This window comes from Haladaptatus caseinilyticus (assembly GCF_026248685.1).
In the GTDB taxonomy this organism is placed as follows: Archaea; Halobacteriota; Halobacteria; order Halobacteriales; family Haladaptataceae; genus Haladaptatus; species Haladaptatus caseinilyticus.
Window position 1 is genome coordinate 1,147,445 of sequence record NZ_CP111036.1, and the last position, 23,954, is coordinate 1,171,398.

The window sequence follows — 23,954 nt, forward strand, 5'->3', positions numbered from 1 at the left end:
GTTTTTCGAGAAAACCGATGGCGAAAGTCGAACGGATGGTTCTCATGACCGATATCGTCGTAATCCGTCGATTTCTTGCCGACTACGCCTAAAAATCACGGACAGATAACGAGCGTAATGGGTGCATAAACCTTAAAGGTGAGACTACGGGTTCGATAGCGAGCGAAGATGAACAAGTAATCGGGTAGAGTAACACCGTTTCCGAGTAGACGATCCTGTAGCTTTATGCGGTATTCAGTTGGGTAGTTTTCCGTCTCGTATACGCGAAGGCGTTGCGTCATGCCGCGACGAGACAGATGGGGGAAAATGACGATCGATCGAGACGAAGAAACCAGTACGACGGACTTCAACGTCGGTGAGGCTACCGGGATTCTCGATGACCGTGAGGAGTTCGAAGGGATCGACCCAATGCTTAGCGTCGTCCTTCCGACGAAAGACGAGGAAGGTGGCATCGCCGAAAGTATCGAACAGGCGAGGGCCGCTATCCAAGCGGTCGGACTCCCGGGAGAGATCATCGTCAGCGACAGTTCGACGGACCGAACCCCGGAAATCGCACGTAAGATGGGTGCTACTGTGGTCAAGCCGGACAAACCGGGATACGGATACGCCTATCGATATGCTTTCGAGCATGCCCGTGGGGAGTACATCGTCATCGGTGATGCGGACAACACGTACGATTTCCGGGAGTTGCCGGAGCTGCTTCCGCCGGTACTGGACGGGAGTGCGGATATCGTCCTCGGAAGCCGCCTCTCCGGGACGATCGAGGACGGCGCGATGCCGTGGCTCCACAAACACGTTGGGAATCCAATACTGACGAAGTTCGTGAACGTCTTCTACAGTGCCGGGATTTCCGACGCTCACAGCGGTTTTCGAGTTATCTCGCGCGATGCGCTCGACAGACTCGACCTGAAAACGGATGGAATGGAGTTCGCCACGGAGATGGTCGTCGATGCACGTTCGAAGGGCCTCACGCTCGAAGACGTTCCGATAACCTATCATCCCCGAACCGGCGAAGCAAAGCTCAACACGTTCCACGACGGGTGGCGACACGTCAGGTTCATGCTGCTGTACGCACCCGGCTATCTGTTCTCGATTCCCGCCATCATCGTCGCTCTCATCGGCGCAACCTTCATGGGATTGTCGCTGTTCGATACCCAGTTCGTTGGCTCGATTCTGGGTACGCAGTTCGACCTCTTCTTCGGCCTCCAGATGCTACTCGTCGGGGGCGTACTGACGCTCGCCGGGATACAGGTCGGGACGCTCGGAATCTTTCTCGCCGCTATTACGGTCGGTAACCGATATCCGAAGGATACGGTGACGCGGTGGATGAACGAGCATCTGAATCCGAATTACGGAATCTACATTGGGTCGGTTTTCACGCTCGTCGGGAGCATCATGATGTCGAGCAGAATGATTACCCGTAACGTTGGTGACCTGAACAGCCTCTCCATTTCCGCGACGGAAATCGTGTTGTTCATTCTCGTCGTCGTCGGGGTGCAGATGCTTGCAACCGGATTTTACGCGCGGACGCTGCTTGCGAGGGAGGGGGTGTTAGAAACGTGACTCTCGGCCGCGAAAGCGACGAAATGAAAATCGCGTACGTCTACGACGCCGTCTATCCGTGGGTCAAGGGTGGAGCACAAAAGCGCGTTTGGGAAATCGCACGACGGATGGCCGACAACCACGACGTTCACATCTACGGAATGCAGTACTGGGACGGCCCAGCAACCATCGATCGTGACGGCGTAACGCTACACGGCGTCTGTAAGCCGACCGAGTTGTATGCCGGGGAGAGACGCTCTATTCCGGAGGCCTTGTACTTCACTCGTCACGTGACCATGCCTCTGCTGCGCGAATCGTTCGACGTCGTCGATTGTCAGTCGTTCCCATACTTTCCCTGTTTCTCGGCAAAGGGACATCAATTGCTTCGCCGTTCCGCGTTCGTCATCACGTGGTACGAGGTATGGGACGATTACTGGTACGAGTACCTCGGCTACAAGGGGGTGTTCGGAAAAGCGGTCGAACAGTCGACAGTGAAGCTCTCGCCGACAATAATCGCGATTTCCGAGTTCGTCCGAAAAAACTTGGCGACCATCGGACGTAAGCGAGGGGTCAGAGTCGTTCCGAACGGGATCGACTTCCACGGGATGGATGCGGTCGAACCGGCCGGAAACGATTGGGACGTTCTCTACGTTGGCCGGTTGTCGAGCCACAAGAACGTCGATCTGCTTCTCGACGCGGTCGATGATGCGGAAACCCGACTCGGCCGGACGCTCAACTGTGGAATACTCGGCGACGGCCCGGAGCGGGAGCGATTGTGGGCACACGCCGATAGGCGAGGGCTCTCGAACAGCGTCACGTTTCTCGGGTCGGTCGAATCCGATGCGGAAGTGATCGGCAACTTCAAAGACGCCCGGCTGTTCGTCCTCCCATCGACGCGGGAAGGGTTTCCGAACACCATTTTGGAAGCCAACGCCTGCGGAGTGCCATCGCTCGTCATCGACCACGAGGATAACGGCGGAACGGCCGTCGTGGAAGACGGCGTCACGGGCGGTATCGTCGATTTCTCCGCGGACGCACTCGGCGAGGGAATTGCGACACTCCTCGCGGACGACGCGATGCGACGGCGAATGAGCGGAAACGCCCGCGAGTTCGCGTGTCATCACGACTGGAATCGAATCGTCGCTGAAATGGAGACCGTATATGAAAGAGCAATCGCCAGACAGTAACCGAGATATCGACGAGGAAGAACACCGCGTGCTGGTGACGGGAGGTGCCGGATTCATCGGCTCGCACGTCGCAGACGTTCTTGTCGAGTCGGGATGTGACGTTCACGTCGTGGACAGCTGCTTTACGGGAACGCGAGACCTCGTCCCGAACGAGGCGACATTCTACGAGGGAGATATCCGCACGGAGGAATTCCGTCGTCTCGTTCGAGCAATCTCGCCGCGACGAATCGTCCACCTCGCCGCGCTCCATTACATTCCGTATTGCAACGAGCATCCGGAGGAAGCGTTCGACGTGAACGTCATGGGGTCCCGGAACCTCTATCGCGCCGCAAGTGACGTAGACGAACTCGAATCCGTCGTCTTCGCGTCGTCTGCCGCAGTGTATCCACCGGGTGACGCACCGAACCGGGAGGAAGACGAGACGGCACCGATCGACATCTACGGACAGACGAAGCTCGTCGGCGAAGACCTCCTCGAGCTGTTCGCAAGCGAGACCGACGTTTCCTGTGCAGCAGCCCGACTGTTCAACGTATTCGGGGACGCCGAAACGAATCCACATCTCATCCCAGCGATCCTCGACCAGTTGCGTGATGGGGATCGAACCCTCGCGCTCGGAAACCTCACACCGAGGCGGGATTTCGTCCACGTGAGCGATGTGGCGGATGCGCTCGTCACGCTCTCGGCTGACTTCGACGAATCGTATCGAACGTTCAACGTCGGGACGGGAAATGAGCACTCGGTCCGAGAGGTAGTCGGCTACGTCGGCGGACTCGTCGGTGAAGAAATCGAAATCACGCAAACTGAACAGCGTATTCGGAAGACCGACCGACAACATCTCTGTGCAAATATATCACGAATTCACGCAGAAATAGGATGGGAACCCAAACTGTCGTTCGTTGAGGGATTGGGTGATTTGATCGAACGGGAACCGTTGACGGTCGAACCGTCGGACGCCGAGCAATAGCTCGATGCGGGTGCTTCAGACACCGCCACGATATCATCCATTCATCGGCGGCGTGGAGGAGTACGTCGCGACTCTCTCCGAGAAGCTTGTCGGTCGGGGACACGAGGTGACCGTTCTCTGTGCGCAATCGGAACCAGACACGCCAGCACGAGAGGTACGGAACTCGGTTCGAGTTCGCCGTCTCCCAGTGTTCGGCTATCTGGCGAACACGCCGATAATGCCGCATCTGCCGAGCGTCCTGCTCGACGAGGCTGCCCAGGCGGACATCATTCACACGCACCTGCCGACGCCGTGGAGTGCCGACTTGAGTGCACTCGTGGGAACCATCACCCGGACACCGACGGTACTCACCTATCACAACAACGTCGTCGGAACGGGAATCGCGAGGGTTGCGGCAGGAGCGTACAATGCTGCTCCACTACCGACGACGCTCCGTCTCGCCGACACCGTCATCACCACACAAGAGTCGTACGTCCAGCGCTCACGTCCGTTGCAGTCGGTGCAGTCGAAGGTCGAATGTATCCCCAATGGTGTCGATATTCGTCGATTTCGGCCGGTTACCGTTTCTCCGGGAGAAAAACGATCACTCGGGTTTGCACCGAACCGAACCAGCGTTCTCTTCCTCAGCACGCTGGACGAGTATCATCGATACAAAGGCCTCGACGTACTGCTTGAGGCGATGTCCATGCTCGCGGCAATCATGCCGGAGCCACCACAGCTCGTCGTCGGTGGGGATGGTGTACTCCGCCCGGAGTACGAGACGTTGGCGGCCCGACTCGGCGTCGAGAGCCGAGTTCGGTTTCTCGGTCGAATTCCCGATTCCGAACTGGTAGCGGCGTACAACGCGGCAGACGCGTTCGTGCTTCCATCGACCGACTCGGACCAGGAAGGGTTTGGCCTCGTGTTACTGGAAGCGCTCGCCACCGGAACACCCGTCGTCTCGACGGACATCGTCGGCGTGGCGGACGATATAGAATCCACGGATGTCGGTCGAGTCGTCAACCGGGGCGACCCAGGTGCACTCGCGAAAGGGATTCGTGACGTTCTCGGGTGGGACGACGGTACGCTTCCGGAACGTTGTCGGTCGCTGTGTGAGCGCCGATACTCGGCACGAACGAATATGGAACGGGTACTGGACGTTTATTCGGCACTGACGCGAACGGCATAATCAGGTCACTTCAAGCGTCAGTGAGTTCCTCGCGTGAGGCTCGGAATAACGGTCTACCGAAGACGCCGTGCAATCGGCGTCGATTCGATACACCGTAAACTGCGATTGACGAGCGACCGGTTCGAACAGAGAACTTCGGCGGAATTTCAGAGAGGCGGATCGGTTTATCGGCCGGCGTTGGTAGTTTTCGACGTAGAGAACCTGTGTCGATACTTCTCGATTCAATATGAAATAATCAGCGCCATACGACCGCATCTCTCGACAAGCGACAATCGCGTTCGTCCCGTACCAGACGTCCATCAACGCTCGTCTGTCGTAATCATCGGTGTTGCGGTAAACGTATTCGTATTGTGCCATCCCGACCAGATACGCGCCGGTTTTCAGGTCCGTGAAAACCGGATCATTCCGTTCGATACCGTTTCTGTGCATCTCGTCCGCGAGACCTTCGTAGTCGCCGTGGTACGGAAACGTCCAGACGCCGGGGACGATGAGCAGGTTGCCGACGACCATCAGTGCGATGAGAACGTATCCCGCCGTGTGAGCACCGTCGGCGATTCGGTCCGTCGGTAGCGAATCGAGTTCACCGACCGCGACCAGCAGGCCCGGAATCGACGCCTCGAAAAAGATCCGTGTCCAAAAAAAGCTCACCGAGAAACCGGCGGGGAGGTACACTACGAGAACGCTATAGAGCCACACCATTCGCTCGTCGAGGAGAAACCGTCTCCCGACGCGGCTGAACGCACGGAGACCGCTGACCGCACTGACGAGTGCCACCGGGACGAGTACGAACATCACGTAGGGAGGCCACGAGAGGAGTAACGGAACCTCTTTTCCACCGTCGAAGCCGAACCGGCTACCGATGACTCCGATGGTGTTGCCGAAATCCGCCATCGAACCGGTGAGTTCGCTGCCGGATTTCGAAAGACGGTCACCATGGAGCAGGAGGACGATTAGCGAACCGACGAACGTTCCGAGCGCAGCGTCCGAGCGCGAATCGTCGCATCGCCACCGGAAAATGCCGACCGCGAACTGAAACGGCAGGAGAAGCAGTGACCGAGGGAAGTAAAACATCGACGTGAGCGCGAGGGTAGCTGCACTGACCCAGAACCAGTGTTCACCGTCTCGTTTCCAGCGGATAACAGCGTAGAACCCAAAGAGAGTGAGTGGAAACGACAGTCCGCGCGCCTCCGTGAGATAGAGCGCGGAATAATCGGGAATCAGGAATATAGCCGTCGCACACAGGGTTCGGTATCGTACGTCGTCGGTGTACAACGAGGCGAGGAGGTAGCCAACGCCGAACTTCAATATCGGCGTCAACAGGAAAAAACGCCGCCATCGGTGAACGAAGTCGAGTCCGGTAGCTGCGGTGAGAACACTCGTCGCGTACGCCGCCGCGGGCGTGTCGATGTCCACGCAGATCTTTCTCCAATACGAATCGTAGTTACCGACCGACGACACGTACTCGCAGGTCGGGAGAGCGAGCCCGTGATCGAGTGTCCATTCCTCGATGTACCACAACGAGTACGCCCACGGGTCGTCCAACGGAGGAACGAGAACCGCTTTGACGACGACAGCGAGGCATGCGAGGAGGAGAAACACGATACCGATTCGTTCCAGTCGTGCGAGCGAGCGAATTCGCTCGTCATACAGATCTCTCGTCCGCCGTCGGAGCGATCGTATCGTTCGAATCATCGACGTATCCGTTTCACGAAGACAGTTCTTCCCGCCGAAATCGACCGACAACGCCACGGGTAATGAAACCGAGACTCGTTACGAGGCGGTAGGCAGTCGTTGTGTGTGGATACACCGACTGTCGAGGGAAGAACCCGTGCTTCGGACCACGTCATCGACGGTTCAGCAGATCGCGCAACGAGTTGATATCGATCGGGAGCACATCCGCGTACCCCTTCAGCAGCTCGAAATCCTCCGCTTCGAGACCTCCAACTGCGAAAAACAAGCCCATGTGAACGACGTAGAAAACCATCCCGGAGAGGAGCACTAGCGGCAGTGACGACCGAATCGATGATCCGAAAAGAACGTACAGAAGTCCGAAGAGGGCCACCGAGGAACCTGTGATACGAGCGAGCGCGTCAGAAAGAGCGTGAAACCCACGCTCAACGTAGAGTCGAATCGCTGAACCGACGTTAAGCGCAGCATACGTCACGGCAGTGGCCGCAGCGACGCCGACGATCCCGAACGAGGGGACGAGGAGGATTCCCAACCCGACGTTGGCGATAATGGTCGCCGTCGTCGTCCAAAATATAAACGTCGTATCGCCGATAGCCGTGAGCGCGGCGCGCGTCATTCCAGTCGTCACCTCGACGAAAAACCCCGCGACGACGATTGCAAGCACCAATCCACCGGACGTGTACGCTTCACCGAAAAGTGCAGTCATTATCGTCCCCGGAAAGCCGACGACGAACAGAAACACCGGGAGTGTGAAGACGACGACCCACTTCGTCACCAGTGAATATAATCGCGTCATCTCTTCGTGCGTCGTTTCATCGTCATCCAATTCCGAGAACATCGGGAGAAAGAGCGCCGAAAACGACCAGACAAAGAGGAGCATGATTCTGCCGGTCGTGAACGCCGCATCGAAAACGCCGATTTCTGCGGGTGGAAGGAAGTACCCGATAACCATGTCGTCGGTTGCCTGGATGAGTTGCCAGGCCGCAGTCGCGATGACGAGGGGTACGGAAAACCGAAGCAGCGGGACAGTGTGGTTAGAGAGACGGGAGTACGTCCGTTGTGCTGACGAGAGCAGGGACGTCTCTTGGGCGAGGATAAGGACGGCGAGACCGGCAGTAACTGCGGTTCCGACGACCCACCCTGCTGCGGCCCCGACGATGCCGTACCCGAGATAGATTCCCACGACGGCGAAAAGAACAATGGCACCCCTGAGTAGAACGTTCTGCACTACCGCGATTCGCGTCGCATCGCCGATACCACGAAACCCGCCGAGCGATAACCAGACGACAGACTGGAACGGGAGGGCGACAGCGAACAGAGTGACGACGGGAACCGCAGTTGGAACGAGAAAGAGCTTCGAAACGGTCGTCGAAAAGAGCGCGAGTATGCCTGCCGCGATGAGCGCGGTACCGAAAGCGACCTGAATCGCGGTCAGAAAGATGCCACCCGGATCCTCGTGTCTGGGGATGTTTCGTGCGACGCCTTCCTCCATGCCGAGGCTTGTGACGAGCGTGAGCAGTTCAAGAAGCGAAACACAGAACGCAAGCACACCGTATCCATCGACTCCCAACAGGCGAGCAAGGACGACACGAGTCAGAAAGGCGATACCCATCCCGAGGACGTTGCCGACGAGAACGACGAACGACCCACCAAAGAGTCGGCCATAGATACCGCGTTTCATCGTGTATCGCAGAATCGACTGGCTCCTCCATCGGTTCGGTAACACCCAGTCGTGAAGCGATTCCCGCTCGATCGAATTCGACGAACGTTCTCGGTGTTGCGTTTGAAAACGGAGTTGACGATCCGATTCTCACCGGATTCGAGAAGGACGATCCCGTACTGGTTCTCCACGAAAACAGGTCCAATCAAGCGATTCGGCCCGGCGAAACGTAACCACACACCCTTCGGGTTATTTACGGCATTGACACGAACTAACTCGTTGTATCCTGCTTGGTTCAGAAGGATTCCATCGTTGCCGTTCGAGTTGGCAGTGTCGTCGATGAGACGGGTTCGTTCGCTTCGTTCGAGCACGATTCCAGCCTCTCCGTTTTTGTTCGCCGTACTGTTGCGAATCTCGTTCTCGTTCGAACGGAGAAGGGTCATCCCTGACTCACGGTTTTCCGTAGCCGTGGTTTTCGCGAAGACGACACTTTCCACTTCTACCCCCACGATTCCGTCGGTGTTGTTTTTTGCGGACGTTCCGAGGACGGTGTTGTTCAGCGCGCGATTCAGGAGGAGGCCGGTAAACTCGTTTCTATGGACGGCGTTTCGTCGGAGCGTGTTCCCGTTTGCCTCCTGCAGGAAGATACCGTCTTCGTTGTCCATCACGACGTTTTCCCTGACGAGCGATCCGGTGGAACGGTCGAGCAAGATCCCCTCGTCGTCGTTTCCTCGAACTCGGTTTTCACCGAGATAGACGACACTCGATTCGAGGACGGAAATGCCGATCTCGTTCCCTGTCACCCGAGTATCCATGACGGTCGAATTCCCGACGTTCGAGGCGGCGATACCGGCATCACCGTTTTTACGAACGGTTCCGTTCCGGACGACTGCACGCTCCGAAAGGCGGATATAAATCCCATTGTTGCCATTGTCTTCGAGCACATTGTTCGACAGCGTGACGTCGTTCGAGTACGTTTGAACGAAGCCGTGTTCGCGGTTGTTTTCGATAGTGCTTTCTCGGATGTGCGTTCTATCGGAGTATTCCAGTTCGACGCCAAATTCGTTCCCTCTACTTACGACCTTTCGAACGGTCGTGGACGACGAATTCTGCAAGAAGAGCCCCGTTTTTTCGCTTTCCGTTATTCTCGTATCGATAACACGGGTTCTATCGTTCGATTCGAGGTGGACACCGTCGATTGAACTTTCCGAGACGGAGACGTCTCGAAGTGTCGTTCGAATCGTGCGCAAGGCACGAACGCCGACGTTCGTAGTGGATACGGAAACGCCATCGAGCGTGCTGTCCGTGGTTTCGTACAGCACAACACCGTATCCCCAGTTCCTGACCGCGAGATTTTCGACGCTCACGTTCGACGTGTTGATGAATACACCGACCAGTTCCGAATCGGGAGTCGGTCCAACGATTTCGTGCCCCTCACCACTGATCGTGGCGCCATTTGCACGAATATCGAGGCAGTGATCGGCATCGCTCTCTATGTCGGTCGTAAGGACGTATTCTCCCGGTTTGTCGATTACCGTACACGACGAAATATACTGCGTGTCAGTTCCCGTCCGTCCCGCCGCGCTCGATGCGGCGAGTATTACTGTCTGTTGTCCGACGATAGCGAGACAGACAAGGAGGACGAACATACTCGTTCGATTCATCGTCAGATTCACGCGCGGGGCGAGGATGAACTGCCGCGACGGTTCACGGAATTAAACGCAGGCTAAAAAAGTTCGTGTCGAATCTACAGTCGTTAGGGGCGATACACTCGCGGTGTACTGGACATTACTCCGTATTATCGATGAAATCGAAAATTGAAGGTGTGACTTATCGCTGGTTTTCGACCACTGTTTGCTTCAGCAACCCCTCCATTTCGACTGGAGATTACGACAAGTCCGTATCCGACTCCGTTGTATCGATCTCATCTAACTCCCGCTCGTCATTGTACTCCGCCATTCCTCCTGCCCCTCCGGTTACTTCGTTGTACACTGCTTCCCGTGCTTCTTCGGCGGACTCGAATCGTTCGTCCACGAGCCGGTCGAAGACGCTTCCCAGGGTTTCTGTCTCGTTTGGCAGGTCTATTTGCTGGTCTCCGTACTCCGTCGCTAACTCCTCACTCGTCGTCGGGTATTTGTGTTCGCCGAGCATCCGACCGACGTCACCGAGCATATCCTCGACACTCTCCGCGCGTTCGTGCTGTCGCTCGCGTGCGCTGTCCTGCACGTCTCCGACATCGTGGTCATCCTTGGGCATGGTGTTACGATACATCAGGACGTTAAAATTCGTGTTGGCCACCGTTCCCCGCACTGCAGAGTGCCTCCTCCGTTTTACTGCTTCGCTACTTCTCGACTTCGAGTAGAGCGACACGCTCACAGACCAAGTCACTGAGAGTTGCGCTGGTCGCTTCCAACTCCCGTTCGGAGAGGTCGAAAAAGTCGAACATCGTTTCGCGGTCGGGATTGCCGAGCGTCTCCGCAGGGACGAGAATCTCGGAAAGAGCCGATGCAGCTGCTGTTTCATTCCCGTTCTGCTTTCCGTCGATAGCCACGACCAGTCGCTGTTCGCCCTCCGAAACACCCATTTCGAGCGCCTGATTGATCTGACGGCGGCCAGCGGCGTACAGCAGAATTTCGACTGCCGGGTCGCGAGCGATGCTGTCCCCGCGCTCGAATGCCCGATTTGCGTGTTCGACCGCCGATTCGAGATGGTCACATCCTGCTACGTATCGTGCGTCGAACGCTTGTATCGCACAGTCGAACTCGTCGCCGATAGCTCCGAGACGAGCGAGAAACTCGTCGATGTCTTCGATATTCGTTCTCCCTTCGACCAGTTTCATTCGAAATCACCGAGGCTCTGCTGGCCACTGTGTTCGTTTGCGGCTTGAGCTGCATTGGCCTTTGCCTCGGAATCAGCTTCAATGCCGTCCAGCGAGGGATCCTTTCGACCAACGTTTTCGAGAATGGTCTCCGTGGTCTTTCGTCTGCCACGAAGTGCGCCGAGGATAACCGACTTGTCCGCCTCGCGAAGGTCCGCACGTGATTCGATTCCCGCCTCGTACAACCGACGGGCACGTTTTCGACCGACGTTTCGCACACCTGCGAGGTCAAGCAGCTCTTCCTCGACACCGTACTCGACTCGTTTTCGCGCCTCGCGGACAGCGGTCGTGGTCGTAGACGGGAGACTCTCGCCGTCGGTTCGCTGGAGTTCGGCGGCAAGCCGTTCGGCCGCGTTCAGCAACCACTCCGCCGTGTCGACTTTGCCGCGGATATCGCCGGGGCCGATAGCGTAACGCTCCGTAATCCGGTCCTCGTCCAGTTCACTGGCCCAGTTTTCCAGGAGACGCGCCGTCTTCAGTGCGGAGAGCCAATCCTCGAAGGCGTGATCTTCGAACTCGGAGGGCATCGAACCGAGGAACTCCTGTTCCCGCTCGTAGGCAATTTCTGTGTAGCGTTCACGGTCCCCGGACCGGAGATAGAGCTGATACATGTCCGGTGTGCGCGAGACGAGGTGATACAGTCCCAACGCAGTGGGGTCGTCGTTTGCTGTGCGCAAACCGTCGATGATTTCCGCCGCGCTCATCGGGTCGAGATAGAGTTGCGAGACGCGGTGACCGAGACCGGTCGCCCGTAGACGGTCATCACGTTCGAGAAAGCCATTCCGTTCGAGATAGTCGAGCACTCGCTGAGTGACGGTTTCGAGCCGGCCTGTTTCGTCGGTCTGTGTCGCGTACAAGGTTCGTTCGAGGAAATCCAGTAGCTCATCCTCAGTGCCCGCGAATCCTGACGCGACCGTCGCGAGGATGTGCGTTCGGAGCGCCGGTTCAGCGGCGAGTTTCGAATGAACCGGTTCCGGGTCGGCCCAGACGTACTGGTCGAACAGTTCCTGTAGTTCCTCGTGACTTTTGGCGATGAGCACGGCTTCGCCGTAGGGGTCGAGTCCCGGCCTTCCCGCTCGTCCGAACATCTGGTGTACTTCGAGCACGTCGAGGGGTTGCATACCGCCGACATCGCCGTCGTAGCGCCGCCAATCGCGGACGATGACCCGGCGGCTTGGCGTGTTCACACCTGCCGCGAGCGTCGGCGTCGCGCTGATGACTTTTACGAGACGGTCACGGAACACCTCCTCGACCAGCGAACGGTGTTCGCTGGCGAGTCCGGCGTGGTGGAACGCGGAGCCCTTTTCGACCGCGCTTGCGAGGTCCTCACTCGTTTCGGTGTCGCTTACTTCCCGAATTTCCTCCGCGATATCACGGAGCTGGCGACGCTCGTCGTCGGAGAGGTACTCGCTCGTCACGTCTGCGAGTCGCTTCGCCGCTGCCTCCGCATTTCGACGCGAATTGACGAAGACGAGCGACGAACCCTCGTCACCGAGCGTGTCTTCAACCAGTGCGGCAGTCTCCTTTTGTTTCCCGCGCTGGAGTTCCTGCTGTGTGCCATCGTCGAAATGGAGTGCCTGTCCGTAGAGAACGCCTTTTCGGAGGTCGATGGGCCGCCACGACGAATCGATGAGAGTAGCGTCCAACCACTCCGCCATCTCGTCGGCGTTACCGACCGTCGCGGAGAGCGCGACGGTCTGAAGGTTCGGATTGACACGTCGAAGTTTAGCGAGGGTAACTTCGAGCGTCGGGCCACGGTGTGCGTCGTTGACGAGGTGAACCTCGTCGGCAACGACGCAAGAAAGGTCGTCAACCCATTTCGCGCCGTTTCGAACGAGCGAATCGACTTTCTCGCTCGTGGCGACGATGATATCCTTCGACGCCAACCAGTCGCCATCGCTATCGTAGTTTCCGGTCGAGACGCCTATCGAAACGCCATACTGTTCGAACTCCTCGAACTCCTCTTTTTTCTCGCTGGCGAGGGCGCGAAGCGGGACGATGTAGAGGGCCTTTCCGCCGCGGGCGACGCTCGAAAGCATCGCCAATTCCGCAATGAACGTCTTTCCGCTGGCAGTCGGGATGCTGGCGACGATACTTTCGCCGTCGGTAATACCCGCTTCGACTGCCTCAGCCTGTGGCGGGTACAGCTCCTCGATACCGTGGTCTTCGAAATGTTCGGGGACCCCCTCCGGTAATCCCGTCAAATCGGCGACTTTCACACACGCTCACCCTGCGTGCGCGATGCGAATCCGGTCATTACCATCGATTGGCGCGTCTTCCCGTTTAAACTGTCGGGTGGAAGCGGAGGCGAGATATTTTTCATCATGTCGGTCGGTACGAGTATGTCTGTTCCGAAATTCGGCGAGGAGTACGATGCGCCTACGCTCATTTCACCCGAGGATACAGTGAAGGTCCACGGCGGAAAGCTACCGGACATACCACCGACCATCCACCTCGGGTTCGAGTCCCCACGGACGACTCTCCGTCACCCATTTGAAGGTCCGATTCCGAGTGACACGTATGAAGATCGAGTACGACCGGAACACCTGTACGGGTATGTACCAGTGCACCGCCGAATGGGAGGAATTCGTGGAGAATCGGCAGGAAGGGAAAGCCGACCTGCTGGAAAGCAAGGAAGTAGAGGACGGAATTTTCGTGCGAGATGTTCCCGAAGGAGCGGAATTCGACGCCGAAATGGCTGCCCGCGTCTGTCCCGTGGACGCGATCAAGGTGTTCGACGACGATGGCGAGCAAATCGTTTGAGGAGTTTTAGCAAGCAGATTCGTTTCAGCCGATCTGAACAAGATACCGGTTCGGTCGCTTGGAGAAGGGTTTCGTTTCGGGTGAACTCGAAAGGGTACCGTTTCGGGTGGAAAGCCAAGGACTGAAGCGTCGAAAGTCGTGAAATCGACTGCCCAAAAATGGGGTCAGACACGGAGGACGAAACGAAGGAAACGAAGCGAAGAAACGAAACGAAGGGTCAGTTTTCGAATCGCGCTTGTTGCATGAACGGTTGGATGTCGTCGATATCGCTCAGTCGGGAGTCAGACTGGAGGACTGCTTCGGTTTCGTCGATCGGAACGGAGATGCTGATCTCTTTCGTGCGGCCGTAACGACCCTTCGAGACGACGACTGCATTGACGATTCCGAGCATGTCGAGTTCGCTGATGAGGTCAGTTACACGGCGTTGAGTGAGAATATCGGCGTCGATTTCCTCGCAGAGGTGTTTGTATACGTTGTACACCTCGCCCGTGTTGATATTGTGGACGCCGTTCTTTTCCAACGATATAGTCGAAAAGAGAACGAGTTTCGACTGCGTCGGAAGCGTTCGAACGACTTCTACTACGCGATCGAGTTCGATTTTGTCCTGTGCTTTGCGGACGTGGCCTTCCTCGATGCGCTCTTTCTGATCACGTTCTGCAAGTTCGCCAGCGGTGCGAAGCAAGTCGAGCGCACGGCGGGCGTCACCGTGTTCCTGCGCGGCGAAGGCGGCACACAGTGGAATTACGTCGTCTGAAAGGGCATCGGCTTTGAACGCCACATCCGCTCGGTGTTGAAGGATATCGCGAAGTTGGTTCGCGTCGTATGGTGGGAAGACGATTTCCTCCTCACCGAGACTGGATTTGACACGAGGGTCGAGAAAATCGGTGAATTTCAAGTCGTTGCTGATACCCATGATCGACACCCGCGAGTTCTCGAGTTCCGAGTTCATCCGGGAAAGGTTGTAGAGGGTGTCATCACCGGATTTTTCGACCAGTTTGTCGATTTCGTCCAGCATGATAACGACGACTCGCTCCTGATAATCGACGGCCTCGAAAAACGTGTTGTAGACGCGGTCGGTCGGCCATCCAGTCATCGGGACGGCCTCCATCTCGTCGGCGTCGTCTTCGAGTTCGTCGATGCGGTCTTCGATTGCATCGAGCGAATCGAACTCCGTATTTGTCAACTGACCGGATTCGGCGGCAACGCCGTCACGGACGTCTCGAAGTTCGGAGATTCGATTTTCGATATCGACTTGGTTGTTTTCGATAAACTTGTTGGCGAGTTGCGCGAGCACGCGGTACTGTGTATCGGTGACCTCGCAGTTTATATACTCGACTTCACACGGCACTTCGTACTTCAACGAGGTTCGTTCGAGTTCTTGACTGACGAACTTCGCGCTTGCAGTCTTGCCAGTCCCTGTCTTCCCGTAGATGAGGATATTCGACGGAGTTTCGCCTCGAAGGGCGGCGACGAGAATGGTCGCCATCCGATTGATCTGCTCTTTTCTATGTGGGAGTTCGTGCGGCGTGTATGAGGGTCGAAGAACTTCCTTGTTCTCGAAGATCGGCTCACCACTGAGTAGATCATCGAACAACCCCTGGTTGCTCTCACCATCCGTGTCGTCCAGTACGACTTCGTCCAAATCAACACCCTCAAAACCACGGCTCCCGCGGTCAGTTCGTTCGTCCGGTGGAGTGGTATTTTCGTCTGACATACGTCGGCTACGTACCCCTTCATTTCCACTGGAGTTACCGCGCCGTGCGGAGAGAGACGGGACGACATCGGGAAGAACACCCGCATTCGTTTCCCACAGAAGCGACAGCGCGTCCAGTTGATGCAGATGAACAAAAGGTAGAGCACAGTATTAAAATCTTTCTTATTGGTGGCATGACTGGCGAAAAACGGGTTTTTCGGCGGTAGTCATCCGGAACAGCACCGTTTCAAGTCGAGACCACGGCCAAGTGTAACTTATATGGAGGACGTACAACGATACCAAATGAAAAGTCATGAAATTTATTAGTGTGATTCGGCGAACATCAAATTCGATGTTTTCGTTGACAGCATCAATTTTGCAGTCTCGAATATGTTCCACAGAGGGTAATCAGTGTTGGACCCGTGTGTTTCGTGTGGAATCGACGTAGCGAATGCTACGGTGATTCTGTTCCCTCATACCCCCTTATTTCGAGTGGAACTTGTTCACACACTGAACGGAATAGCGCTGGATGCAGAGCAACAGAGACTCCCTAGTTAGTCGGCGAAGATCGGCCCGTGTCGTGTGTTGACACGGGGGTCTGTAGCCCCCCACCCCTTCGTTTCGGGTGGAACGAGGAAAGAGGGAGGGGAGGGGGTAGACGAACTTTTGGAACACGAACCTTTAATACAAACTAATTCAAACAATAACCGCAAACTAGAGAGATAGTTTTCTAGAGGAGGTGGTTGTCTGTAAGTTAGCTGCCGCCGGTACTCCCCCACCCCTTCTTTCCCGTGTTCCACCTGAAACAGAGGGGTGGGGGTCTCCCGTTATGCATTTCTTCGATCACCGACTTCAGCAGTTCCGTCAACTCGTATCACAATCCCATGTCACAATCCCGTATCGAAATTCCGTATCGAAATCCCGTTTCGTAATCACATGCCATGGTTTCGTACCATGGTTTGTGATACCGTCTACGACACCCTTGACTGAGCCACACCCATTTTAGCCGACCAGCTCCGCGGAGTTCGAAACACCGTTCAACACACCTCTATCGTCTTTCGATCAAGCATTTTTTCGGCCCCTTGGTTTCAAGTGGAATGTTCACACGGCTCTTTGCGCCGATCACCGAGCCCAACAACTTCACGTCTCTTATCCGAGTTCAGCCACACCTCGTTTAAAATCCTTCAGTGTCGTTTCGCGTTCCTACTGTTGTTCCTTGTTCCTACTGTTGTTTCGTGTGTCTGTTACGGCCTTTCTTATTCCAATTCGATTCTTCTGTATAGAAGCAAGCGAGTTGTGTCAAGAGTTGTCTGACGTAGGTTTAAGTGAATGGCGTAAATTTGTACGCGCAACAGCCCCGCGTGTCCGGTCAAATCGCCCGATAACAGATATCTCTGGTGTAATTGCCGACGACCGGGGTCTGGGAGGAAAAAGGATGGGATTGTTTACAGGTCTCAAACAAAGTATACGACGCGTTACAGATAAGCTCTTCACGTCAGAAGAGCCGAAGCGAATCGGCATTTACGGCCCACCGAACGCCGGAAAGACGACACTCGCTAATCGGATTGCCCGCGATTGGACCGGCGACGCTGTTGGTCCCGAAAGTCACGTTCCACACGAGACACGTCGCGCACGAAGAAAAGAAAACGTCGAAATCGAGCGGGACGGGAGAACCGTCACGATCGATATCGTTGACACGCCCGGTGTGACGACGAAAGTCGATTACGAGGAGTTCCTCGACCACGACATGGAAAAGGAGGACGCGGTACGTCGGTCCCGTGAAGCGACCGAAGGTGTCGCGGAAGCGATGCACTGGCTTCGAGAGGACGTGGATGGCGTTATCTATGTCCTCGACAGTTCGACCGACCCGTTTACGCAGGTGAACACGATGCTCATCGGCATCATCGAGAGCCAAGACCTTCCCGTCCTGATTCTCGCCAACAAAACCGACCTCGAAGGTTCGAGTGTCCAGCGTATTCGAAACGCCTACCCACAGCACGAGACGATTCCGCTTTCAGCTCTAGAAGGAGAGAATATGGACGAAGTGTACACGAAAATCGCGGAGTACTTCGGGTGATCTCATGCCGGAAGTGAAAAAATCAGACGACGGCGTCCAAATCGACCTCATCGGTGGTGAGCGAATGTCCGGGAAGACCAGCATGGAAAAGATTCGGATGATACTGGACAGCGTTCACGAAGGAAACATCGTCATCCTCGAAGAGGGACTTGCACCTGACGAAGAAAGCAAACTCATCGAAGTGACGATGGCAGAGATCAGTCCCGATGAGTTCAGCGGTATCGAAATCGAGACGTATCCTCGCTCGAAGACGTCTGACAGCGGATTTCTCGGTCGCTTGATGGGCCGCGAATCCAGCGGTTCGAAACTCACCGTTATCGGCCCTGCGAACCAAATCGAGACGCTTCATAAGGACGAAAACCTCATCAGCGCACTCATCTCCCGTAAATAATGCCGCACACGTGTACGAACTGCGGACGTGCGTTTGCCGACGGGTCAAAAGAGATGCTCTCGGGCTGTCCCGACTGCGGTGGGAACAAGTTTCAGTTTCGACCATCAGGGTCGTCTCCAGACGAAACAACGGCCTCCGAGTCGAGCAGTTCGCCGGCGGAATCGACGGGCTCTGATGCCGATGCACCGTCCAGTTCCGGTGCGGTCGGTCGTGCTGCCTCGACCGTGAAAGGATGGGTCGGGTCGCGCGACCGACAAGCGAATCGCACACGAAGGACTGCGGACGAATCGGCTGCCGATTCGTCCGCAGCGAGGACTACTGATACCGCCGCCACGAAAGCTAGTGCAGGCGCCAGTAAACCGTCATCGGATGTAAAGACAGAAGCGAGTTCTCCTTCCGACCCTGCTGTCGATTCGAGACCTGACGCCGCAATCGATCCAGGTGAAGATCGCGCGCAGGCGAGCGCGCGATCAGATGTCGTCCCGGAAGACGAACTCCCGGAAAAACCGGCCCGGGAAGACAGCGAGACGGTCGAAAAACCTCCCGATGAAAATCAACCGAGTCTCGATGAACTCCGGGAAGAACTCAACAGCCAGTTCGAGAGCATCAAGGTTGTCGAACCCGGCCAGTACGAACTCAATCTGATGGAACTTTACGAGCGCGACGAGTATATCATCGCACTCAAAGAGAACGGTCGGTACGTCATCCAAGTCCCCGACTCCTGGGCCGGTTCGGGCGACAACTAATCCTGTTTTCACGTTCGTCAACGAATCTTGTTCTCACGTGCGACAACAGCAAGATGCTATTTGTCTCATCGTGGGACTCTGTTGTCATGCGGATCAGCTCTGGAGTGGAAACGAAGGGGTTCCGCCCCGACTCGGCAGATTTTAAGCGTTCGAGTGGAAATGGTGGGGTATGAGTACACCGACGAAAATCGTCATTGGCACCGTTGGATTGACGGCCTTGGCCGCCGTTGCGGTTATCCTCAACCTTTGGCTTGTCGCCTAAATTCGATGTTTAGCCAACGAACGCTCACCGAAGACGTAGCGGCTGTTCGGAACGAACACACATCCGACGCCCTCGTTCTCGACTGTGATCGTGATTTCGAGACACTACCCGTTCCGGCGCGAGACGACCTCGCACTAGTAACGGACGAGCTCCGTCCGTTCTCCGCGCCCGACGAGTGGCTACCGGACGATATCCCCGAACTCCTGCGCCGGTTCGCCGGACCCGATCTCGTCGTCGGGATGCCGGGCGATGGAAGCGTGGCGTGGACGAAGCAGACTTCCCCGCCGGTCGTTTTTGTCAAGGCACGAGTGGCCGGATCACCGGAGGAGTTCATCGATTTCTTGCTTGCAGAAGCGTTAGTCGAAGTCGGCCTCGATTTACCCGAACAGTTTCTCGAATTCTTCGGCGAACGCTACCGGGAGTTTGCCGATGTGGTTCCACTCGATTCGGGAAGTACCTACCAACTCGCCGTTGCACTGACCGACGCCTACAGTGGTCTACACACCCACGAGGTGTTCGCTGATTGGGAAAAATCCTATTCGCGCCTTTTCGAGGCCTGGCAGGATGCAGGCGGGCGTATCGAACCGCGATTGGAAGGAATCACTCGGGAAATCGCCACCGGACGAACCGATTTCCCGGATGCGGCCGAGTTCGCGTGTAATGCGATCAAACACGACATCGAACCGCCACCGCCGTTTTCCGCGCTCGATACCGAGGCATATCGACATCATGGTGTCGACTATGCGATCAAATGGGCAGAAAAGACGTTGAATACTGAGTAGGTGGGCAACGGTTGCAAACTACGGGGCTGGTGCCGATTCTCCTGCTCCCTTCGATCAAACTGCCTCCGTTCCCCTTTTTCCGGTCCTAACCTGACAGGCATCCTCGATGGGTACGACGAATACCTTCCCATCGCCAGGTTCGCCCGTATTCGCGGCACCGCGAATCGCTTCGATTACCTCGTTAGCAGGGATATCCGCGACGACGCACTCGACTTTCACTTTTTGATGGAGGTCAACGACGTATTCTTCGCCACGCCACTGACCGAGTTTCGCGGGTTGACTGCCGCGGCCACTGACGTTTGTCACCGTAAGGCTGGGTGCGCCGATATCCGCCAGTGCGCGCTTTACGTCGGTCAATCTGTCCGGTCGGACGATTGCAGTAACGAGTTTGATGGCTCCGTCGTTTGGTTGTGTACCACCGTCTGCACGGAGGTGCTCCGCAGGTATCTCACCGGAGTCACCGATGCCGAATTCGGGATAGGTTTCGACGCCGTGTTCCGCAACGTCGAGTCCTTCGCGCTCGTGGGCAGGCGTGACGCGGGCTTGTCCAAGTGAGCGGGCGACACCGAACACAAAACCAGTCGCCACGATCGTCCACAGACCGATGAGCAAGACGCCTGCGGTCTGGACCGCTAGCCCCGAAAGTACCGAGTTCAGACCCCCTCCTTGCCACGTCCCGACTGCGACGAACGGGTAGGCCAGCGTCCCGAGAATTCCTGCGGACCCGTGAACTGGGAACACGGCACACACGTCGTCGATGTTGAGCCGCTTTTCGACGAACTCGAAGACGAAGGGAAGTTGTGCACCCGCCAAGAGGCCGACTGCAAGCGCACCGGGCCAAACGATGTCGTCGGCGATTCCCGTGATGCCGACGAGTCCTGCGAGCAGGCCGTTGGCAACGTAGAGGGTATCGACTTTGTCGGTACGGAGCAACGAAACCGCGCCTGCGCCGATTGCGCCCGTCGCCATTCCAAGCGTGGTGACGAGGGCAACCCGGCCGACCGTCGCGAACGCATCCAATGAGAGGGTCTCGCCTTCGACCGCGAACACCGTCGCGGCAGTACCGACGTTGAACCCGTACCAACCGAACGCGAGGATGAGCGTTCCAAGAACGGCGAAGGTCACCGAGTGACCAGGAATGACGTTCGCGTTTCCGTTTTCGTCGAAGCGACCGAGACGCGGTCCGACGACCCATGCGGCGGTCAATCCCGCGAGACCGCCCATTCCGTGAACGACCATGCCGCCCGCAAAATCGTGGAAACCGATCGTCGCAAGGATGCCCCCCGCCCACGTGAAGCCGACGACGACGGGGTAGATGATTGCTGCCAGTAGAACGGTGTAGGTCACGTACGTTCGGAGTTTGCACCGTCCTGCAACGGCCCCGCTGACGATGGTCGCGGCGGTCATGGCGAACACCGCGCCGAACAGCCAGTTGACCCAATCGTTCACGCCGCTCGGTTCGAGGATGGCGGCGAACTCACCGGCGATGGACCACGCTCCAGTCGCACCGGTGAGATAGCCAACGATGGTAGACAGCGCCGACCCGACGAGGAAGAAGGCGAGAACGCCTACACTCCACGTGAGTAGGTTTTTCGTCAACTGGTTGGCGACGTTCTTCGAACGCACCTGACCGGCTTCCAGCATGGCGAATCCGGCGTGCATGAAGAAGATGAGGAACGTTGCAACGAGTACCCAGAGGAGATTGACGCCCTTCGCGATGACTTCGAGGTCGCTTGCGCCCTGCGCGAGCACGGTCAAATCGCTCATTCGCCCTCCCCTTTTTCGGGAATAACTACGATATCATCTGGACGACTGTCCACGAATAAGGTGTATTTCGAATCGTTTGATTTCTGTCTCACGGTATAACGGGACAGCGTTGTTGTTTATAACGATAACTGTTGAAAAGTCCAAATTCTTTGCGCCAGTATTGGCCAAACGACCAGTTTATTATTGTATACTATCTGTTTAAGGTTGTAATATGGGCAAAAAGTGGTCGTTCTGGAACGAACTTTTGGACAGTCGTCCACGTAAAACCGAACAGAGTTGGACGGTTTATTTCTACGCTCGCAACTTGGCGCGCACGAGAATCACTCGCAGACGGGCGTGTATCGACAGTTTTGGCGACATTCGAACCGGTACTGAGGTCGATTACGACGGCCGACGAACTCGCTCAAGCGAGTTCGTCGGCGATATCTTCGGCGAAGTACGTCAAGATCAGGTCCGCACCGGCACGTTTGATGGATAGTAGGGACTCGACTGCGGTCTCCTGTAAATCGAGCCACCCCTTCTCGTTTGCCGCGTGAATCATCGCGTACTCTCCGGAGACGTTGTAGGCGGCGATGGGATGGTCGAACTCCTCGCGGATGTCGCGGACGATGTCGAGATACGGGAGTGCCGGTTTCACCATCAGCACGTCAGCGCCCTGTTCCACGTCGAGTTCGACTTCGCGCATGGCTTCGCGCGAGTTGGCCGGGTCCATCTGGTAATGCCGCCGATTTCCGAACGCCGGTGCACCGTCCGCCGCGTCGCGAAATGGCCCATAAAATGCCGATTCGTACTTCGCGGCGTAGCTCATGATGGGTACGTCCGCGTATCCCGTATCGTCCAACGCCTCTCGAATCGCGCCGACCATCCCGTCCATCATACCGCTGGGTGCGACCATCTCCGCACCGGCCTTGGCGTGTGAGACGGCGATTTTTTGAAGGAGGCCGAGCGTTTCGTCGTTCTTTACCGTGAGCCGCGGCTCGTCCGCGGCCTCGTTTTCCAACACGCCACAGTGACCGTGGTCGGTGTACTCACAAAGGCAAACGTCGGTGATGACTGTGGCGCCCGTCTCCCTCGTGATTTTTCGAGTCGCTTCTTGGACGACGCCATCGTCTGCCCACGCACGACTGCCCCGTTCGTCTTTTGACTCCGGAATGCCGAACAGCATGACAGCCTCGACACCGGTTTCGAGTACTTCCTCGACTCGAGCCACGCTCTCGTCGATAGGGACACGTTCGTGTCCGGGCATAGTATCTATTGCAACCCGTTCGTCGGTCGTCGCATCGATGAAGACGGGGGCGATGAGGTCGTCCGTCGCTATTTCAGTCTCGCTGACCAGTTCGCGGAGACCGTCTCGTCGAAGACGACGCGGGCGCTCGATAGGGTTCATACCGATGCTACCGGTGGAGCACCCAAAACCGCGTCGCTCCGAACGCGGGTCATAACACATTTAGTACATCACGTCAATAGCCGTAGCAGATGCAACTCGCCTCGCTCGTCGCAGCCGAGACGACTCCCCTCGTTGGTCTGTTCGCCCTTTCGATGTTCGGTTTGGCACTCCTCTCGGTTGGCTCGGAGTCAAACTCCATCCGACAGTTCCTCTCCGATTACGGCATTATCCTGCTCGTTGCCGGTGTCGCGGCCGCCGCGGTCGTCGGTATCTACCTCTTCCTAATCGGCGATAAGGCACTCGCGGAACAGTGGCTCGACCAGTACGGACTGCTTGCCCTCTTCCTCATCCTCATCTTGGAGGGTGCGATGTTACTCTATTTCGCACCGAGCGAGAGTCTCGTCCCCACGTCAGTCTACGTATTAGCTTCCCCCGACGATTTTCGAGGTATCGCCGTCATTATTTTCGTCGCCGTCGTCGGCGCGACGATCGGCCAGTACGCGCTGTTCTCGCTCGCAAAACGTGGCGGCCGGGAGTACCTCCTCGAAAAGCCATGGTTCCGTATCAGCGAATCATCGTTGGACCGATTCGATGGCTGGTTCGAACGATGGGGTCGTATCGTCGTTCCAGTGAGTAACGCGCTGTTGTTTACGCGCGGAATGATCACCGTCCCGGCCGGATTCGCGGAGATGCGAGACTGGGAGTTCATCATCCTCTCGGCGATCGGTACGCTGATTTTTCAGTCGTGGCTCGCCGCATTCGCGATTTACACCATCGAACTCGGCCTCCTCGACTACCTCCCGTTCTGAACTATCATCGTATTTTGACATTGTTCTAACCCACAACTGACATCTCGGCTTCGGTCGGAAACCCCCCGACGGAATCTTGCTCAGTTTGGAACTGTCGTGGTTTTACCATAGCGATAGACCTAACTCTCCTGAAAACGTACCTTCGAGTGCGCCCGCGTGCCGTTTGTCGCGTGCCATGCCATGAACGAT

At 56.7% G+C, this 23,954-nt stretch carries 20 protein-coding genes; 11 read left to right on the forward strand and 9 right to left on the reverse strand.

The window, feature by feature from the left end:
* Positions 1-306 precede the first annotated feature (306 nt).
* The 4 genes from OOF89_RS06410 to OOF89_RS06425 are packed head-to-tail and all read left to right on the forward strand — an operon-like array spanning position 307 to position 4,861.
* Positions 307-1,563, forward strand: a complete 1,257-nt coding sequence (locus OOF89_RS06410; protein WP_266079399.1) for a glycosyltransferase family 2 protein — start codon at positions 307-309, stop codon at positions 1,561-1,563.
* Complete coding sequence (locus OOF89_RS06415; RefSeq protein ID WP_266079401.1) at positions 1,560-2,729, forward strand: glycosyltransferase family 4 protein; 1,170 nt, start codon at positions 1,560-1,562, stop codon at positions 2,727-2,729. Before OOF89_RS06410 ends, OOF89_RS06415 begins: the two co-directional genes overlap by 4 nt.
* Complete coding sequence (locus tag OOF89_RS06420; protein ID WP_266079403.1) at positions 2,704-3,693, forward strand: NAD-dependent epimerase/dehydratase family protein; 990 nt, start codon at positions 2,704-2,706, stop codon at positions 3,691-3,693. Before OOF89_RS06415 ends, OOF89_RS06420 begins: the two co-directional genes overlap by 26 nt.
* 4 nt (positions 3,694-3,697) lie before the next feature.
* Positions 3,698-4,861, forward strand: coding sequence for a glycosyltransferase family 4 protein (locus OOF89_RS06425; protein WP_266079404.1), 1,164 nt, complete (start codon positions 3,698-3,700; stop codon positions 4,859-4,861).
* Here OOF89_RS06425 and OOF89_RS06430 read toward each other — a convergent pair whose 3' ends face one another.
* The 6 genes from OOF89_RS06430 to OOF89_RS06455 all read right to left on the reverse strand — a co-directional run bounded on the left by OOF89_RS06430 (position 4,862) and on the right by OOF89_RS06455 (position 13,307).
* Positions 4,862-6,610, reverse strand: a complete 1,749-nt coding sequence (locus OOF89_RS06430; protein WP_266079405.1) for a hypothetical protein — start codon at positions 6,608-6,610, stop codon at positions 4,862-4,864.
* 94 nt (positions 6,611-6,704) lie between these two features.
* The gene (locus tag OOF89_RS06435; protein ID WP_266079406.1) at positions 6,705-8,231 is read right to left on the reverse strand and encodes an oligosaccharide flippase family protein; all 1,527 of its coding nucleotides are present in this window, start codon (positions 8,229-8,231) and stop codon (positions 6,705-6,707) included.
* Positions 8,228-9,874 (reverse strand): NosD domain-containing protein, encoded by a 1,647-nt coding sequence (locus OOF89_RS06440; protein WP_266079407.1) that lies wholly within the window; start codon positions 9,872-9,874, stop codon positions 8,228-8,230. Before OOF89_RS06440 ends, OOF89_RS06435 begins: the two co-directional genes overlap by 4 nt.
* Before the next feature lie 223 nt (positions 9,875-10,097).
* On the reverse strand, positions 10,098-10,466 hold the full coding sequence (locus OOF89_RS06445; RefSeq protein ID WP_266079409.1) for a DUF5789 family protein: 369 nt from the start codon (positions 10,464-10,466) through the stop codon (positions 10,098-10,100).
* 85 nt (positions 10,467-10,551) lie between these two features.
* On the reverse strand, positions 10,552-11,049 hold the full coding sequence (gene cgi121, locus OOF89_RS06450) for a KEOPS complex subunit Cgi121 (RefSeq protein ID WP_266079411.1): 498 nt from the start codon (positions 11,047-11,049) through the stop codon (positions 10,552-10,554).
* Complete coding sequence (locus OOF89_RS06455; protein WP_266079413.1) at positions 11,046-13,307, reverse strand: ATP-dependent DNA helicase; 2,262 nt, start codon at positions 13,305-13,307, stop codon at positions 11,046-11,048. Before OOF89_RS06455 ends, cgi121 begins: the two co-directional genes overlap by 4 nt.
* A 301-nt stretch (positions 13,308-13,608) precedes the next feature.
* Here OOF89_RS06455 and OOF89_RS06460 point away from each other — a divergent pair, with 301 nt between their 5' ends.
* Positions 13,609-13,851, forward strand: coding sequence for a ferredoxin (locus OOF89_RS06460; protein ID WP_266079415.1), 243 nt, complete (start codon positions 13,609-13,611; stop codon positions 13,849-13,851).
* A 217-nt stretch (positions 13,852-14,068) separates the two neighbouring features.
* Here the strand turns inward: OOF89_RS06460 and OOF89_RS06465 are convergent, their stop codons facing one another.
* Positions 14,069-15,565 (reverse strand): Cdc6/Cdc18 family protein, encoded by a 1,497-nt coding sequence (locus tag OOF89_RS06465; protein ID WP_266079417.1) that lies wholly within the window; start codon positions 15,563-15,565, stop codon positions 14,069-14,071.
* A gap of 1,414 nt (positions 15,566-16,979) precedes the next feature.
* Between OOF89_RS06465 and OOF89_RS06470 the strand changes: the two genes are divergently transcribed.
* From OOF89_RS06470 to OOF89_RS06485, 5 genes are all read left to right on the forward strand, one after another.
* Positions 16,980-17,621 carry an Era-like GTP-binding protein gene (locus tag OOF89_RS06470; RefSeq protein ID WP_266079419.1) on the forward strand — a complete coding sequence of 214 codons (642 nt, stop codon included), beginning with the start codon at positions 16,980-16,982 and terminating at the stop codon, positions 17,619-17,621.
* Between the two features lie 4 nt (positions 17,622-17,625).
* Positions 17,626-18,012 (forward strand): DUF2073 domain-containing protein, encoded by a 387-nt coding sequence (locus OOF89_RS06475; RefSeq protein ID WP_266079420.1) that lies wholly within the window; start codon positions 17,626-17,628, stop codon positions 18,010-18,012.
* Positions 18,012-18,758 (forward strand): OapC/ArvC family zinc-ribbon domain-containing protein, encoded by a 747-nt coding sequence (locus OOF89_RS06480; RefSeq protein WP_266079421.1) that lies wholly within the window; start codon positions 18,012-18,014, stop codon positions 18,756-18,758. The genes OOF89_RS06475 and OOF89_RS06480 overlap by 1 nt, the downstream gene beginning before the upstream one ends.
* Before the next feature lie 169 nt (positions 18,759-18,927).
* Positions 18,928-19,020, forward strand: a complete 93-nt coding sequence (locus OOF89_RS24745) for a hypothetical protein (RefSeq protein WP_456071280.1) — start codon at positions 18,928-18,930, stop codon at positions 19,018-19,020.
* A 5-nt stretch (positions 19,021-19,025) separates the two neighbouring features.
* The gene (locus tag OOF89_RS06485; RefSeq protein ID WP_266079423.1) at positions 19,026-19,802 is read left to right on the forward strand and encodes a DUF7089 family protein; all 777 of its coding nucleotides are present in this window, start codon (positions 19,026-19,028) and stop codon (positions 19,800-19,802) included.
* 54 nt (positions 19,803-19,856) lie between these two features.
* Here OOF89_RS06485 and OOF89_RS06490 read toward each other — a convergent pair whose 3' ends face one another.
* On the reverse strand, positions 19,857-21,569 hold the full coding sequence (locus tag OOF89_RS06490; RefSeq protein ID WP_266079425.1) for an ammonium transporter: 1,713 nt from the start codon (positions 21,567-21,569) through the stop codon (positions 19,857-19,859).
* A gap of 403 nt (positions 21,570-21,972) precedes the next feature.
* Positions 21,973-22,956, reverse strand: a complete 984-nt coding sequence (gene hemB / locus OOF89_RS06495; RefSeq protein WP_266079427.1) for a porphobilinogen synthase — start codon at positions 22,954-22,956, stop codon at positions 21,973-21,975.
* Between the two features lie 89 nt (positions 22,957-23,045).
* On the opposite strand from hemB, the gene OOF89_RS06500 reads away from it, so the two are divergent.
* Entirely contained in the window at positions 23,046-23,765 is a 720-nt protein-coding gene (locus OOF89_RS06500) for a DedA family protein (RefSeq protein ID WP_328517186.1), read from the forward strand.
* Positions 23,766-23,954 lie beyond the last annotated feature (189 nt).